General features: G+C 63.4%; 9 protein-coding genes and 1 tRNA gene. 4 read left to right on the forward strand and 6 right to left on the reverse strand.

The features are described from left to right. Positions 1-26: 26 nt before the first annotated feature. Entirely contained in the window at positions 27-2,435 is a 2,409-nt protein-coding gene (locus BANT918_RS13125) for a YhgE/Pip domain-containing protein (protein WP_101620678.1), read from the reverse strand. Beyond that, complete coding sequence (locus tag BANT918_RS13130) at positions 2,432-5,335, reverse strand: MMPL family transporter (protein ID WP_101620679.1); 2,904 nt, start codon at positions 5,333-5,335, stop codon at positions 2,432-2,434. Before BANT918_RS13130 ends, BANT918_RS13125 begins: the two co-directional genes overlap by 4 nt. Before the next feature lie 149 nt (positions 5,336-5,484). Here BANT918_RS13130 and BANT918_RS13135 point away from each other — a divergent pair, with 149 nt between their 5' ends. Continuing rightward, positions 5,485-6,138, forward strand: a complete 654-nt coding sequence (locus BANT918_RS13135; RefSeq protein WP_233429398.1) for a TetR/AcrR family transcriptional regulator — start codon at positions 5,485-5,487, stop codon at positions 6,136-6,138. Between the two features lie 67 nt (positions 6,139-6,205). Continuing rightward, positions 6,206-7,231 (forward strand): hypothetical protein, encoded by a 1,026-nt coding sequence (locus BANT918_RS13140; protein ID WP_101620680.1) that lies wholly within the window; start codon positions 6,206-6,208, stop codon positions 7,229-7,231. A 10-nt stretch (positions 7,232-7,241) separates the two neighbouring features. Here BANT918_RS13140 and BANT918_RS13145 read toward each other — a convergent pair whose 3' ends face one another. Beyond that, positions 7,242-8,384 (reverse strand): C45 family autoproteolytic acyltransferase/hydolase, encoded by a 1,143-nt coding sequence (locus BANT918_RS13145; RefSeq protein ID WP_101620681.1) that lies wholly within the window; start codon positions 8,382-8,384, stop codon positions 7,242-7,244. A gap of 34 nt (positions 8,385-8,418) precedes the next feature. Further along, positions 8,419-9,561, reverse strand: a complete 1,143-nt coding sequence (locus tag BANT918_RS13150; RefSeq protein ID WP_233430484.1) for an MBL fold metallo-hydrolase — start codon at positions 9,559-9,561, stop codon at positions 8,419-8,421. A 392-nt stretch (positions 9,562-9,953) separates the two neighbouring features. Here BANT918_RS13150 and BANT918_RS13155 point away from each other — a divergent pair, with 392 nt between their 5' ends. Continuing rightward, positions 9,954-11,327 (forward strand): APC family permease, encoded by a 1,374-nt coding sequence (locus tag BANT918_RS13155; RefSeq protein ID WP_101620682.1) that lies wholly within the window; start codon positions 9,954-9,956, stop codon positions 11,325-11,327. A 328-nt stretch (positions 11,328-11,655) separates the two neighbouring features. Here BANT918_RS13155 and BANT918_RS13160 read toward each other — a convergent pair. Both BANT918_RS13160 and BANT918_RS13165 read right to left on the reverse strand, forming a co-directional pair. Beyond that, positions 11,656-11,746 (reverse strand) — tRNA-Ser (locus BANT918_RS13160). 102 nt (positions 11,747-11,848) lie between these two features. Next, the gene (locus BANT918_RS13165; RefSeq protein ID WP_101620683.1) at positions 11,849-13,855 is read right to left on the reverse strand and encodes a maltokinase N-terminal cap-like domain-containing protein; all 2,007 of its coding nucleotides are present in this window, start codon (positions 13,853-13,855) and stop codon (positions 11,849-11,851) included. A gap of 204 nt (positions 13,856-14,059) precedes the next feature. On the opposite strand from BANT918_RS13165, the gene ilvA reads away from it, so the two are divergent. Continuing rightward, complete coding sequence (gene ilvA, locus BANT918_RS13170) at positions 14,060-15,346, forward strand: threonine ammonia-lyase IlvA (protein WP_101620684.1); 1,287 nt, start codon at positions 14,060-14,062, stop codon at positions 15,344-15,346. Positions 15,347-15,355: the final 9 nt, after the last annotated feature.

Here is a 15,355-nt window from a genome sequence, read left to right on the forward strand (position 1 = left end):
AGCTGCGGGGGCTCCTACGCGCCCACCTATGCGTCGGCCATCTGGAGAGCGGCTTCGGGCTTCGTGGTGCGGGCACGCACAATCGCGAGCAGTGACATCACGACTCCGATGATCGCCCAGGCCAGCAGGCCACCATAGGCAGCCCCCACCCCGGTGGTCCCGGCGGTGATCGCGGAGAAGCCATTCATCGCGGGCGTCAACGGGAGGATCGGAGCGAGGAAGTCGAAGAACTGCGGCACCGCGCCGATCGTCCGGCCGGCGACTGCGAGGACCACAGCGATCACCGACAGGAACCTGCCCACGCCGCCGAACCAGGCCACCAAGGCGAAGTTGAGCACCATGAACACCAGTGCGGAGACGAACGTCAGGACGGCGATGTCGAAGCCTTGGACGGCACCGATGTCCAACACGCTCACCGCCAGGATCGACAGCACCAGTGCCTGCAGCAGTCCCACGATCACGCCCGGCACCAGACCGCGCAGCCAGACCGCCACCGAGGACTTCGTCGACAACAGGGTCGAGGCCGGGATCGGCTTGAGCACCGTGTAGGTGACGAGTCCGCCGACCCACAGTGCGAGCATGATGAGCAGCGCGAGCGTCGAACCCTGCAGCACATCGCTCGGCGAGTCTGAGCTCGGCGCCTTGATGTTCGCCGAGGCGACGGTGGAGAGCTTGTCGCGCTCCGGAGCCGAATACGAGGGAACTTGGTCCGCGCCCTTCTTCACACCGTCGGCGAACTTCCCGACTCCCTCCGAATACTTGTCTGTGCCCTCGGCCAGGGTGTCCAGCCCGGCCGCGAGATCAGAGGTGCCGGTGGCAGCGGTGGAGACACCGGTGGTGTACTTGTCGAGGCCGGTCGCGAAGTCGCCGAGTCCGTCGGAGAGCTGTCCTGCGCCGTCGTCGAGTTCGCTCGAACCATCGGCTACCTGGGCGATGCCGTCGCTGAGCTCTGGCATTCCGTCGGCGAGTTTCTGGTTGCCTTCGGCGACACCGGAGGCACCTTCACGCAGACCCTTCGAGGCTTCGAGCAGCTTCGGGGCGTTCTTCGAGATGTCCTCCATGCCCTTGGTGAGTTCGCCGAGGCCGTCTTCGAGGCCCTTGACGAACTTGCTCATGCCGTCGCTGAGTTCACCGGCACCGTCGGCCAGCTTGTCCGCACCTCCGAGCAGTGACTGCCCGTCCTGCTTCTGCTCCAGGCCGTCGACGGCGCTGTTCAGTCCCCCCGAGGTGCCATTGAGCAGCCCCTGAGCGTAGGCCTGCTCCATGCCCTGACAGACTGCATCGGGTGTGCCCGGCTGGCAGAGTCCGGCCCTCGCCTGCTCGGCTTGGTCCTTGGACATCAGGCGTGCCGACACGAGGTCATCCAGGCCGGTCACGGTTCCACTCTTGGCGAGCTGATCGGCCTGGTCGGCGCCCTTCTGAAGACCGTCTCGATACTGGCCGAGCCCCGAGGACAGGCCCTCGGCACCCTCGGAAACGCCCTGGGCGCCCTTATCGAGGTCCTTGCCGCCCTTGACGAGCTCGTCGATTCCGCCCTCGCCGGAGCCGGAGTCACCGGAATCGGCGAAGCCCTTGATGATCTGATCGATCGACTTCGTGTACTCGTCGACTCCCCCGGAGAGCTCTCCGGCACCGTCGGCCAGCTTCTGCGTGCTGTCGGGCAGATCCGCGGTCGACTTCTTCAGCTCCTGCAGTCCGCCCGAGAGTTCGGACGTGCCCTTCGACAGTTCGCCGGCGCCCTGGGACAGATCCCCGGCGCCCTTGTTGAGCTCGGCTCCGGACGCGTCGAGCTTCTCCATACCATCGGAGAGTTCGCCCGCACCGCTGGCGGACTTCTTCGTGCCCTCTGCCAAGCCCTCGGCTCCGTTGTCGAGTTCGCCGGCGGCGTCCCCGAGGTCCTTCATCTGGTCGCCGATCTCGTTGAAGCCGACATAGATGTTGTCGAGATAGGTCTCGGTCATCTTCGTGTTGAAGGTCGTCCGTGCCACCCCAGCCACTGACTGCGCGATCTGGGTGTCGGCGGCCGGAGCGACACCGGAGACGTCGACGTCGAGCTGCGTCTGAGTCGCGGACTTGGCGTCGCTGACCGAGGTCACAGCCCGGGAGAAGCCCTCGGGGATCGTCAAGGTCGCGGCGTAGGACCCGTCGGACATGCCGTTCTCGGCATCTTCTTCATCGGTGATGACCCAATGGATATTGTTGTCCTCTTCGCCCACGAGCCCACTGGTGAGCTGCCGGCCGATCGGCACGGTCTCACCATCAACCTCGGCGCCGTCATCATTGTTGACGATCGCGGCCTCGATTGTGTCGAGGCGGTCGGTGCTGTTCCACGTGGCCATGATGAATCCGGCGGCCACGATGATCGGGATGAGCACCAGGCCGAAAAGGGACAGCCAGGTCACGGGCCGTTTCGAGTTCGCACGTTCGAGTCTCACGACTGCACGCCTTCCATTTCGCTGCGACCGGCTGCGTGGGCTTGCACGCCGCCGTTGTCATTGTCGGTTCCACGCTCGGTCTCGGGCTTGGCCTCATCGAGGTCGAGATGGAAATAGTTCGTATTCGGGGACAGAACCCCGGTGACGTCACCGTCGGGCAGTCCCAGCACGATAGCCGTGCCCTCGGCCTGCAGATCGAACAGGAGATCGCGTACGGCTCGGCCGCTCTCACCGGCCAGTGCACCTGCTTCGCTGATGATGAGCAGATCCGGCGCCGAGGTGCGCAGCTGTGAGACTTCACGTGCCCCTGGCATCTTCCCCGGCCCGGTCGCAGAGAGGTCGAAGTACGGAACACGACGACGGACCCATCCCGCATGTTCGGGCAGGACCATGTCTCCGATCTTCATCTCACCGGAGGTCAGCCCGACGCGACCGGAGAGGGCAAGCAGAAGTACCTTGCGGGCCTGGCCGCTGGCGACGAGGATCTGGCCCGGTGAGAGCGAGACATCGACCTGGGAGAATCCGCGCCGGCCCGAGCTGACTGCGATGCCACGGCCGTAGACCCGGTACTCGGAATTCGGTTCCGGCCAGTCCCGCAGAGCCACCTCATGTGCCAAGCCCTCACCTTCGACATCGAGCCTGGGCAGAATGCGGTCGAGCCACTTCGGCAGCCACCAGGCCTTGTCGCCGAGCATCTGCATGATGGCAGGCACCAAGGACATGCGCACCAGGAAGGCATCGACGAAGATGCCCGAGGCCAGGGCGAGGGCGATGGACTTGATGATCGGCTCGCCCGCGGGAACGAAGGCTGCGAAGACGGAGAACATGATGATCGCGGCGGCCGAGACGACCCGGGCAGAGGAGGCGAAACCGGCCTTGATCGCATCCCGTGCACTCGCCCCGTGGACATAGGCCTCGCGCATGCCGGAGACGAGGAAAACCTCGTAGTCCATGGCCAATCCGAACAGGATGCCCATGAGGATGATCGGCAGGAAGCTGATGACCGGCCCTGTCGAATCGATGCCCAGCGGACCGGCTAAGAGTCCGTCGTGGAAGACGAGGACCACGGTGCCGAAGGAAGCGAAAACGGACAGGAGGAAGCCGCCGGTGGCCTTGATCGGGACCGCGATCGACCGGAAGACCATCATCAGCAGGATGATCGAGAAGCCGACGACGAAGATGCCGAAGGGGACCAGCGCCTTGCCGAGCTGGTCGGAGACGTCGATCTGGATTGCGGTGGCACCGGTGACCGCGGTGTCGAAACCGTCCTCGTCCTCGATGTCCGCGCTCAGGTCCCGAAGCCGGTCGACGGTGTCGAGAGTCGCCGGATCCTCAGAGCTCGTGGTCGGAATGATCTGGAACAGGGCCGTGGTCGCGTCCCGGTTCGGGGTGGCGAGGATGACCTGGTCGACGCCCTCGACGTCTTCGATCTCGTTCTTGATCTTCTCGACATCGTCGAGGGGATCATCGGAGGTCACGATCTCGCTGGTCATGACCAGCGGCCCGTTGAAACCGGGGCCGAAATGCTCATCGATGAGGTCGTAGGTGGTCCGGGCGGGAGTGCCCTCCTCCTGGCTGCCGGCAGTGGGCAGAGAGAGCTGGAGATTGGAGGCGGGGATCGCGAACAGTGCGAGTCCGCCCACGATGATGACAATCGTCAGCAGCGGAATCTTCGTCACCACTCGCAGCCAACCCGCGAAGAATCTATTCATGATCGTCTGCGGATACGGTTCGCCGGCCTCGGCGTGAGCCTCAGCAACGATCGATTCCCGGGACACGGTAGCCGCGATGCCGGGCCCCACCTCGGCAGTGGAGTCCACGCGCGCGTCGGCCTTCTTCTGGGCCGTGGCCAACGCCCTGCGGTAGCGTTTCGTGGGCTTGGGTGTGATCTTGTCCTTGACCAGTCCCAGCAGCGCGGGAACCATCGTCAGCGAGATCAGCACAGCGATGACGACCGAGCCGGAAGCGCCGATGCCCATCACGGTGAGGAAGGGGATTCCGGCCAGGGACAGGCCGAGCAGCGCGATCATCACGGTCATGCCTGCGAAGACGACGGCCGAGCCGGCAGTGGCCACTGCCCGTCCGGTGGCCTCGAGCGGGTCATGCCCCTCGGCCAGAAGCGCCCGGGCTCGCGAGACGATGAACAGGGCATAGTCGATGCCGACCGCCAGGCCCAACATCAGCGCCAACATGATCGAAGAGGAGTTGACCGCGCCGAAGGCCGTGGATCCTACGACCAGGAGAACGGAGATGCCGACTCCGATGAGCGCTGTGATCAGGGGCATGCCCGCAGCACGGAAGGACCCAAGGGTGAGCAGCAGGACGATGAAGGCGATGACTACGCCGATGCCTTCGACCCAGGAGATCGCCACGCCTGTGATCTGGAAGAGTTCGCCTCCGCCTTCGACCTGGGAACCGTCGGGCAGGGCATCCCGAAGCGGATCCAGTTCGTTCAGGAGCTGGTCGGGAGCGGCCTCGCCGACCTCCTGCTGGGTGCCGTCGTATTGGACGGAGATCATGGCGGCGGATTCGTCGTCGCTGACTGCGCCCTTGACCGTGTCGCCGAACGGCGAGGTCACTGCGTCGACGTGCGGGAGATCTTCGAGTCGATCGACTTCCTTCTCGATCTCGTCCTTGTATGTCGGGGCCTCGACCGAATCACCGTCGGCGGCGACGACGATGACCGAAGCGGCGACGCCCGAGGCTTCGGGGAAGGTTGCACGCATCGAGTCGAGTGCGACCTGGGCTTCGGACCCCGGAAGGGTGAAGTCATCGTCGAAGTCCTTGGCGAAGGCCGCGACACCGGCACCGACGAGCCCGAAGATCACCAGCCACAGAGCGATGACTCGGATGGGAGCGCGGTAGGCACGACGACCCAGGGCGTACAAGAATGTTGACACGAAGACCTCGATACAAAAGTGTATTGGATACAGTACTGTATTGTTGTTGACTCAACACCCTCAGCGCAAATGCATCAGGAGTTTCTGGAAGATTCTCATTGGATGCTCAGGCCCAGGCCGAACCGATGCGCCACCGCCACAACGACGAAATGCCGATGAACACAGACAATCTCAGCGCCCGCAGAAGGCAGACCCGGTCCACACTGGTGGAGGCGGGCGTGTCCGTCTTCGCCGTCAAGGGAATCGATGGGGCCTCGATCGAGGAGATCTGCGAGGCCGCCGGATTCACCCGTGGAGCGTTCTACTCGAACTTCTCCAGCCGTGATGACCTGGTCCTGGCCACGATCGAACAGCGCACCTCGCACGACCTCGACATGCTCGACGCCACCGTCGAACGGTGGCGCGATCGGCTCAACCGCAGTGGGCCAGAGAACATCGAGGACTTCATCATGGAGTTCGTCGAGGACACCTTCAGTCAGAAGAGAGTCACCGCCGCCGAGGTGATCGCCGAGCATGAGATCGAGCTGTACTGTCTGCGCACACCCGGGCTCTACCCCAGGTACGCGGAGCTGCACTCATTCCAAGTCCAGCGGATCCAATCGCTGATCGAAAACGCCATCGGCTTTGCGGAAGCCGTCTCAACGATTCCCCTCACAGACCTCATCGAAGCTCTCACCGCCGTCCATTCGCAAGCATCACTGCGAGCAGCTGCGGGGAAGAAGCTCCATGAGGTCGTCGAGATCGACTCGACCCAGATCGTGCGCGTCCTCGGTCGGCTGCTCGAGTTCACACCCAAGCCCTAGATGCACTGTCCGGCGAAGACCGTTCCGGGCACCCACGACCCAGCTCTCAGGCACTAAGGTAGTTGGCGTGAATGAACTACAGCGCGAATATTACGCCTTCATCAACAACATGGATGTCCGCCTCGGTGCCTTCGTCCTCGCCGACCTGCCCGAGACCTTCGACAAGGAAGACGGGGCCACGGTGAAGTTCCCCAAGGACTTCGGCCCCAAGTCCCTGCCGATGCTCGAACTCTTCGTCCTCTCCCGCTTCTCCTCCCCCGACGAAGTGATCGACCCGGAGAGCCGCAGATTCGTCGAAGGCCTCATCCGCTACCTCGGCGAGACCTATCTCCGCGCGATCGGCGGCGCCTGGGACCACGATGAGGAGACCGGCAACGGGATGCCGTTCATCCGTCCAGACACCGAAGAGGGGCCACTGAAGGGCGAGCCCATCCCCATCCTGGCGATCATCCTCGCCGCGGTCGATGCCCGCACCGCCGAGGTCTTCACGGCTGTGCTGAATAAGGCCCGCGAGAACCTGGGCGGCGATGGAGAGCCGAAGCGCAACTGCACCGGCCTGGCGATGGGGATGCTCACCGCTGAGAACTCCAGTGAGGAAGAGGTCGAGTTCCTGTCCCGCTTCATCGGCACCGTGGAACCGGGCATCGCCGCCTGGACCCAGGAGCAGGCCGATCCCTCCTCGTGGGAGTACGGGCGCGAGAGCCTCGCCCGGCTGGGCAAGCAGCTCAAGGCCCGCTACGACTCACGCGATGAGATGATGAGCGAGGAGGAGACCCCGTTCGTCGCCGGAGCAATGCGCTTCATCGGCGAGACCATCCGCCGGATCGGTTTCGGGCAGTGGCGCTACGGTGCGAGCCTCGAGGCCGACGACCCTCGCAGCAGGCAGCCCTTCATCCGCTTCCGCGTCGGTGATCAGAACCTCGATATGGTCCCGTGGCGACTGGCCCAGACGGCGCTCGAAGATTCGAACTCGATCGCCTCTGGCCTTGACACGATCATCTCGATGCGTGACGAAGAGGCCGCAAGCGAAGAGGCTGCGAACGGGGCGGACGGCGTCGACGCTGCGGACGGCGTCGAAGCTGACCAGAGCTGATGGTGACCGCTCAGAGCTGGTAGCGACGGTTGCCCTGCATCCCATCTGCCGGTGAACCGGGAGCGAGGTCGATCTGCTTGCGGTTCGGGTCGATCTGCACAGTGGCCAGGGTCGCTGACCGGTCCCCATATGCGGCCCCGGGATCCGGAGTGCAGGACACCGGCGCTTCGCCTGGTCCGGTGGTCAGAATGTCGATGAGATCGGCCGTCGACTCGGGACCACCGGATGCTCCGGTTCGGCTGGAGTAGTCCTCCAGGCGCCGCTGAAGGTGAGCGTGTCGTGCCCGTGAGGTCGACGTCGCGTTGAGCTCGAGGCTTCCGGGGACGAGGTCGGGGTGGAGGAAGTGGTTCGTGTGCAGCAGGAATCCTGAACCGGATTCGGCACCCGGTGATGAGTTCGAATCTCCGGCTCGAAGCTCGCGCTTCTGGGCATTGGCGATCTCGACCTGGACCACCTCGTCGGCGGTGACCACCGTGATGATCGACGAGGACGTCGTCGGCGCCGAATGGATGACTTCGAGTGTCTCGTCCAGGGTCGTCGCCGTTGACAGGACCCGTTCGAGGATCATGTGGATGGGCACTCCCCCGACCCCGTCGCCCTCATGTTTGAGGATGTTGAGCAGAACGCCGACACCGGCCTCGTTGAGTCCGATCTTGCCGAGCATCCCATATTCGGCGATGCCCACGTGATGCAGCTGGCCAGGCACAGCTCCCACATCATTGATGTGCCACAGCGTCGAGAAGTCGGCGGCCCAATCCCAGTTCTGCGCCGCAAGTGAGCCTCCCTGGCGGGTGAAGCTCACGGTCGAGCACTCCGTCGCCGAGGCTGGTGCCAGACTCATGATCTCCGTACGGGCGATGACCTCCATCAGCTCGCCGACGGGAACCTTCGCGCCCTCAGCCACGGCCGCGACCTCCTCGGCGGCTTCCGGGGACCACGCCTCGAGCCGTGCGAGACTCGACCCGGCTGCGGCACGGACGTCCGCCTCGGCGATGGACAGGAATTCGAAGTAGCGCCGGTAGCCGGCGATTGCGGATTCGATGCCGGTGCGCAGCTCACGCCCGCGCTGGCCACCACGCTGGACGTGGTCAGCGGCTCGGGCGGTGAAGGTCTCGGGCCTGACCTCGGCGGCGGGAACATATTCGGTGCTCATGGACGATTCCTCTTCTTAGGTAGACGTGTTCGCCTCACACCTGCGGGACGAGCGAGTCCACTCCGACGTCGATATCCAGGTAGTGCATGTGGGCGGCTGTCTCCGCCAGGGCGGCGAACAGGTTGAAGTTGTGCAGGGATTCGAATCCGCGCGACCAATGCAGGCCCTGCGCGATCGAGTAGACGCTGTGATCCTCGGTGGCGTCCATGCGCGCGGTGATCTCACCCAGCCGCTGCTGATGATGGTCGATGAGTTCGCGCCTGCGGTCGTGGAGCCCCTGGAAGCGGAACCCGTGCGCGGGCAGGACCGCCACCTCTGCATCCAGCTTTCCGATTTTGTCCAGAGAGCCCAGATAGTCGCCGAGGCTGTGCGTGATCGCGCCGCTGTCGAGCCCGATGTTCGGAGTGATCGTGGGGAGCACGTGGTCGCCTGAGAACAGCAGCTGGTCCTCGTCGCGGATGAAGACCGAATGACCGTAGGTGTGGCCAGGAGTCCACAGCGCCCGCAGGGCCCCGGACTCCAGCGGCAGATCGGAGCCGTCCTCGAGGATGGTGATGGTGTCGGGCATACTGTTCATCAGCAGTGCGAAATCATCCTTGGATCCGACACTGCCCTTGCCCTTCTTGTTGCCGACTTGGAGGCTCTCGACCTCGTCCCAGCGGTCTTCGGGAACGCCGTAGGCGCGGGCGATGTTGATACTCGGGTCAACTCCGGTGCCCAGGTCCACGCTCTTGGAGAAGAACTGTTTGATCGAGCGCAGATCTTCGCCGTGCATGGCGACCCACATATCTGGATTCTTGTTCAGCAGTGCCGGAACCAGCCCGATGTGGTCGCGGTGGTAGTGGGTGATGGCGATCCCGTGCACGTTTGCGACTGTGAATCCCAGAGAATCCAGCGCCGAGGTGAGTGCCAGATATTGGTCCTTGCCGTCCCAACCGGGATCGATGAGGATCAGGCCCGAGCCGTCTGCGATTCCGTAGCAGTAGGTGTAGACGAGTGGGTTGTTCGGGATCGGGACGGGTATCGCCCAGACACCGTAGGCCACGTTCTCCACTGGGGGCAGAACTCTGTCCTTCCACGCCTTCGACTGCGCTGAACTGAGTGTTTCGATCGCCATTGTTCGCCGTTGCCTCTCTTCGTCGAGCATCATGGCCGGGTCCACTTGGGACCGGACCATTGCGGCCCCATGCATCTGAGGGCCCACATTGCCAATGCTGATCAACCTACTCTCTTTTCGCTGTTACTGAAAGGTCGTTCGGTAGACGGGATGGGGTCAGCGAGATGGGACCGGCACCACAGGCAAGGACAGGTGCCGCGAATAGGCGACCAACTTCGGCGAGCTGCTGGTCGCGGAGTTGCACCGCGGCTGGCAATCAGCAATAGACGCTACTGGATTCGTTGCGGACAACGCGCCGTCGGGGGAAATTTCGTTTCGATCCGTGGGATTGATTGCATTTTCGGTTGCCGAAGGGATAGCATCTATGACGCAGATCACTTCTGCGCCTGTGCGAATGCACGGTCGGGTGCGATCGGTGAAACATCCGGCAAGACTCATTGAAGAGGATTGGTATGGCTGCGTCAGGCTCACTGAAACGCAACCTCGGGCTGTGGTCCATCGTCGGGCTCGGTCTCGGATATATGACGCCGACGGTGGTCTTCGATACGTTCGGAATCGTGTCGGGAGAAACCAACGGTGCAGTACCCGCCGCGTACCTCATCGCGCTCATCGTCATGATCTTCACGGCCTTCAGCTACGGCAAAATGGTCAAGGTCTTCCCCACCGCCGGTTCGGCCTACACATACACTCGCGAAACCATGAGCCCAGGACTCGGGTTCCTGGTCGGCTGGACCTCGCTCATGGACTATCTGCTGCTGCCGATGGTCAACTGCCTCATCGCGCGGCTGTATATGGAATCACTCGTCCCCGATGCCCCACCCTGGGTGTGGGTGGTCCTCTACACCGTGATCATGACCGGCATCGTCGCCACCTCCATGCGCGGGACTGCAAACTTCAACGCTGTTCTGCTGATCTTCGCCATCGTCATGGTTGCTCTCTTCTGCGTCATCGCCGTCGTCAATCTGACCAACGGGGAAGGTTCCGGGATCGTCTTCAGCCCCGAGCCCTTCATGCATGAGGGTGTGCACATGTCCGCGCTGCTCACCGGCGCCACCGTGGTCTGCTTCTCCTTCATCGGCTTCGACGCCGTGACGATGTACACCAACGAGGCCAAACATGTGAACCTCATGCCCAAGGCAATTCTGCTCACGGTGGTCTCCGGTGGCCTGATCTTCCTCACTGCCAGCTACTTCGCGCAGCAGCTCTTCCCCGACAATTCGCAGTTCAACATCGTTGATGACCCTCTGCCGGAGATCGGCCTACTTACCGGGGGGCCCGTCTTTTTGGGCTTTTTCCTTGCAGCGGCCTTCGCCGCGACGATCGCCTCCGGCCTGGCCTCCCACGCGTCGGTCTCTCGCATGCTGCTGGTGATGGGGCGCAATGGCGTGCTGCCACGCAAGGCTTTCGGCTACATCAATCCGAAGACGCACACTCCGATGTTCAACATCATCCTGGTCGGCGCGGTGTGTCTGCTGGCAATGTCGTTCAGCCTCGAATTCATCTCCGCGCTGATCAACTTCGGAGCGCTCATCGCCTTCACTTTCGTCAACCTCACGGTCATCGCGCACTTCGCCTTCCGCACCAGGCAGGTCGTCGACTTCAAGTCGGCGTTCAACTACGTGGTGATGCCGGCGATCGGCGCAATACTGACCGGGGTGCTGTGGGTGAGTCTGCATGAGACCGCACTGATCGGCGGCGCGATCTGGCTGGCCATCGGGATCATCTATCTGGCCGTGCTGACCCGTGGCTTCAAGCGCACAGTCCGCAGCTTCGATGACCCCGAAGCCGATGCGGAGATGTCCGAACCGGAGGCCGCTACTGAGTAGGGTCCCGGGTCGAAACGATCGGCCCATCTGACTCGACGTGCAGATTCGGGAAGCTCGCACAGCCGACAATCGGGGCCGCCAGGATCGTGATCACCGGGCTGCGCAATCCCTGTCGCCAGATTGACGGCCTGCAACCCGGGCTGATGAAACGTGTTGTGTTCAAGGACGGGGACGGTCAGGTCCACAGGTCCACAGGTCCACAGGTCCACAGGTCCACAGGCTCGCAGGCTCGCAGGCTCGCAGGCTCGCAGGCGTGATGGTAATCGTCTGAGATGAAGAAAAGTCCCCGTTCGCTATCGTTTTCACGATGCGAACGGGGACTTTCACTTGGCGGAAGCGGTGGGATTCGAACCCACGGAGCGGGGTTGCCGCTCAATGGTTTTCAAGACCATCTCCTTCGGCCGCTCGGACACGCTTCCAAGGGTTCGTCATGAACCACGGCCTGCTCAGCGCGAGGCTGAGCCACAACAGTTTCTCACACACCGATTGTCTTGCGCTAATCGATTCCCTAAGGACTGGCGTCAATGCTTCCCCGAGTCGCTGTCCTGCTCAGAGTCATCGGTGAGCGACTTCTCGGAATCGTCAGTCTGCGGCTTCTCGTGCTTTCCCTCGTCCACGACGTGGCGACCAGTCGAATCCGAATCCTCCGAGGTGGCGCCGCGTGCAGCGAACGTAGCAGGAACGGGCGAGACGACGAACTCGTCCTCTTCGTCCTCGAACTCCTCATCGACCGTCTCTGAAAGTTCAGCGGGGCTCGGGCGACGAATCTTACTCTGCCTGGCAGCACCACTCGTCTGCGCCGTCTTCTCCTGCTGGGCCGTGGGGCGTGGCTGAGGTTCGGCGTCTGCACTCGAAGCTTCCGCGGCAGTCGCAGGAACACTGAGCTCCGCCTCGGCGGGAGTGTCGCCGGAACGAGCCGGCTTGCCCTTGAGCACCAGGGCCAGGGTCGAGAGCGGAACCGAGAGCCAGTTCGGACGATTGCGCAGTTCGGTGACAACCTCGACGAGCAACCTGTCGATGAGGGCCGCGCGCAATACGGGGTCCCCGAGGCCCAGGCTTTCGCCACGAGCGCGGGAGTACCCGCTGAGCAGCGAGTTCTGCACCTGCGAGGCCCAGAGGAATTCCGGGGAATCGTAGATGGTCCGCAGCGCAGACGCGTCGTTGCCGAAGCCGTTGACGACGAGTCCGCCGTCCTCGGAGTCGAGCTCGCCGGTCCGCTGCAGACGGGCAAACCCGGCCGCGTAGTCGACGCTGCGCAGCAAAGCCACCAGGTCCAGTGCCACCGGCTTCGGATCCGAGTTCGTCGAGTCCGTGAACTTCACAACCGAGTATCCGTCGGTTCCTGAGCTCACCACGTGATCAAGAGTCAGCTCACCATGGATCTTCTGCAGCACACCGATCGTCTCCAGTGACTGCAGCTTCGCACGGTGGGCACGCAGCTCGGGCACCAGGGAATCCAGGGCCAGAGGAGCACGGCCCAGCGCCCAATCGATGCGTTCGATCCACTTCTTGGCCAGGAGCTTCGTCGGCTCTCCCCGGCCTTCGACGATGCCGAATTCGGCGGCCATGTCGGAGTGGAGCTCGCCGATGCGCCGACCCATCTCTGCGGCCTGAGCGTTGTAGGCACCGATCGATCCCGAATCGACGGCGCACACGATGTCCACTGCTTCGCGCCAAGCAGGTTCGGCGTCGACGTCCACATGGGACAGCAGCGCCATCGGAGCTTCCATCTCGGTGACTTCGAACATGTCATACCACCGGCCCGAGCCCCAGCCGATGACTTCGGGGACGCTGCGGGAGCCCGCCTCCGTGAGCAGAACCGGGATCGTCAGCGATGACGGCATCCCGTTCTCCAGTACACGGAAGAAGCTGAGTTCCATCGGCTCGTACTCATCGTGGATGATGACCGTCGATTTGTGGGCGCCTGCATCGGCGACCTCGATGGGGCGGATGTCGATGGGCAGCTCTTCACGGGAGTCCGTGACCAGCGCAGCCTTCGACGGCTTCGGTGGGACCACCTCGGCGGTGGCGTCGGCGGACTGAGGCGCAGCCGACTGTGCGGGTACTGAAGACTGTGCGGGCTGCTTGTCCCGTGATGCTGCCTTCTCCTGGCTGTGGCGCAGCGATTCTGTGCTCAGCTGCCCGCCGTCGAAGACCTTGCGCTTGGTGATCGCGTCAGCCATGAGATTGACGAACACAGGGTCTGCCGCGCCGTCGTAAACGAAGACGTGCCCCAGCGCCAGGTCGTCGATCTGACCAATCAGCGACTTGCGCAGGTGGATGTCTTCGACTCCGCGCAGTGAGAGCGGAATGTTGAGCCGACGCAGAGTCGTTCCGTCACCGACAGAGATCACGGTCACGAGACCGGCGAATCCACCAAGCTCCTCGGCCTTGTAGACAAAGGCGCGAGCCACTGACATCGGGGTGATATCGGGGTCGGTTCCGAAATCTGCGGCGAGCTTGGGAAACCACGACTGCCGAGGTATCCAGCCGGCTAACAGTTGCTCCAGCTCACTGCTGATGGCCATGTCGCCTCCTTGAAGGAATTACGGGCATCTTCCATCCAATCATGTTACGTCCTTCGCGCTGTTCAGGGCGCACCCGAAATCATCAACTCCGCGCCGGATTCCGCGTCTTCCAGGCCTCAGCGGCGTGCCGGTGGGCCGCCTGCCTGGTGTCCTTATCCCGGAACGAGTTGCACAAGGCCAAGACAGTAGGAGCACAATGGAGTCGTGTTGAAAAAAGACGTGTCACCCCAGCAGCAAACACTCGCGAACGAGGTCGAGGCGGCCGCGACGCGAATTGCCGACTCCGTGATCATGTCTCCTCTGCAGGTTTCGGAGCGGCTGTCCGCCGCCACCGGCTCCACCGTCTACCTCAAGCGCGAGGACCTGCAGATGGTGCGGTCGTACAAGATCCGCGGTGCTTTCAACTTCATGCTTCAGCTCGACGAGACCGAGCGTGCCCGCGGAGTCGTGTGCGCCTCGGCGGGCAACCACGCCCAGGGCTTCGCCCGCGCGTGCAAGGAACTCGGCATCCAAGGCACCATCTTCGTCCCCAAGACCACGCCGAGGCAGAAGATCGAACGCGTCCGCCATTTCGGCGGCGACCGGGTCACGATCGAAATCTCCGGCTCCACCTATGACGACGCATCGGCACTGGCCCACCGGTACGCCGAGCGCAACGATGCTCTCCTCGTCTCCGCATTCGATGACCTGCGCACCATCGCCGGCCAGGGAACGGTCGCCGTGGAAATCGCCTCCCAACTCGAAGTCGCCCCCGACTACATCATCGTGCCCGTCGGCGGCGGCGGAGTGATCTCCGGAATCGCGGCCTACGCAGCCCAGAACCTGCCGAGTACCACCGTCATCGGTGCCGAACCCGCGGGTGCCGCGTCGATGATCGCAGCGCTCAAGGCCGGGCGCCCTGTGACCTTGGAGAACATCGACCCGTTCGCCGACGGCACTGCGGTCAAGCGCGCCGGCGCACTGACCTACGACATCGTCTCCGACCTCGATGTCGATGTCCGCCCCGTTGCCGAAGGCGCAATCGCGACGGAGATGCTCGACATGTACCAGGTCGACGGCATCATCGCCGAGCCATCCGGGGCCATCGCCTCAGCAGCAATCGGGGCACCGGGAACCGGCAAGCCGATCACCATCGAACCGGGATCAACCGTCGTTTGCCTGGTCTCCGGCGGCAACAATGACATCTCCCGCTACCCGGAGATCCTCGAACGCTCCCTCGTCCACGAGGGCCTCAAGCACTACTTCATCGTCGACTTCCCGCAGGAGCCCGGTGCTCTGCGTCGCTTCCTCAACGAGATCCTCGGCCCCGAAGACGACATCGCGATGTTCGAGTACGTCAAACGCTCCGACCGTGAGACCGGACCTGCTTTCGTCGGCATCGAACTCGGCTATGCCGAGGATCTGCCGAACCTGCTGGAACGCATGGACGCCTCACAGATTGAGATCGAACGCGTGCACCAGAACTCACCGATGTTCCGTCTCTTCGCCTGAGGCCAGCCG

The sequence above is a fragment of the Brevibacterium antiquum CNRZ 918 genome, from assembly GCF_900169145.1.
GTDB classification, from domain to species: Bacteria; Actinomycetota; Actinomycetes; order Actinomycetales; family Brevibacteriaceae; genus Brevibacterium; species Brevibacterium koreense.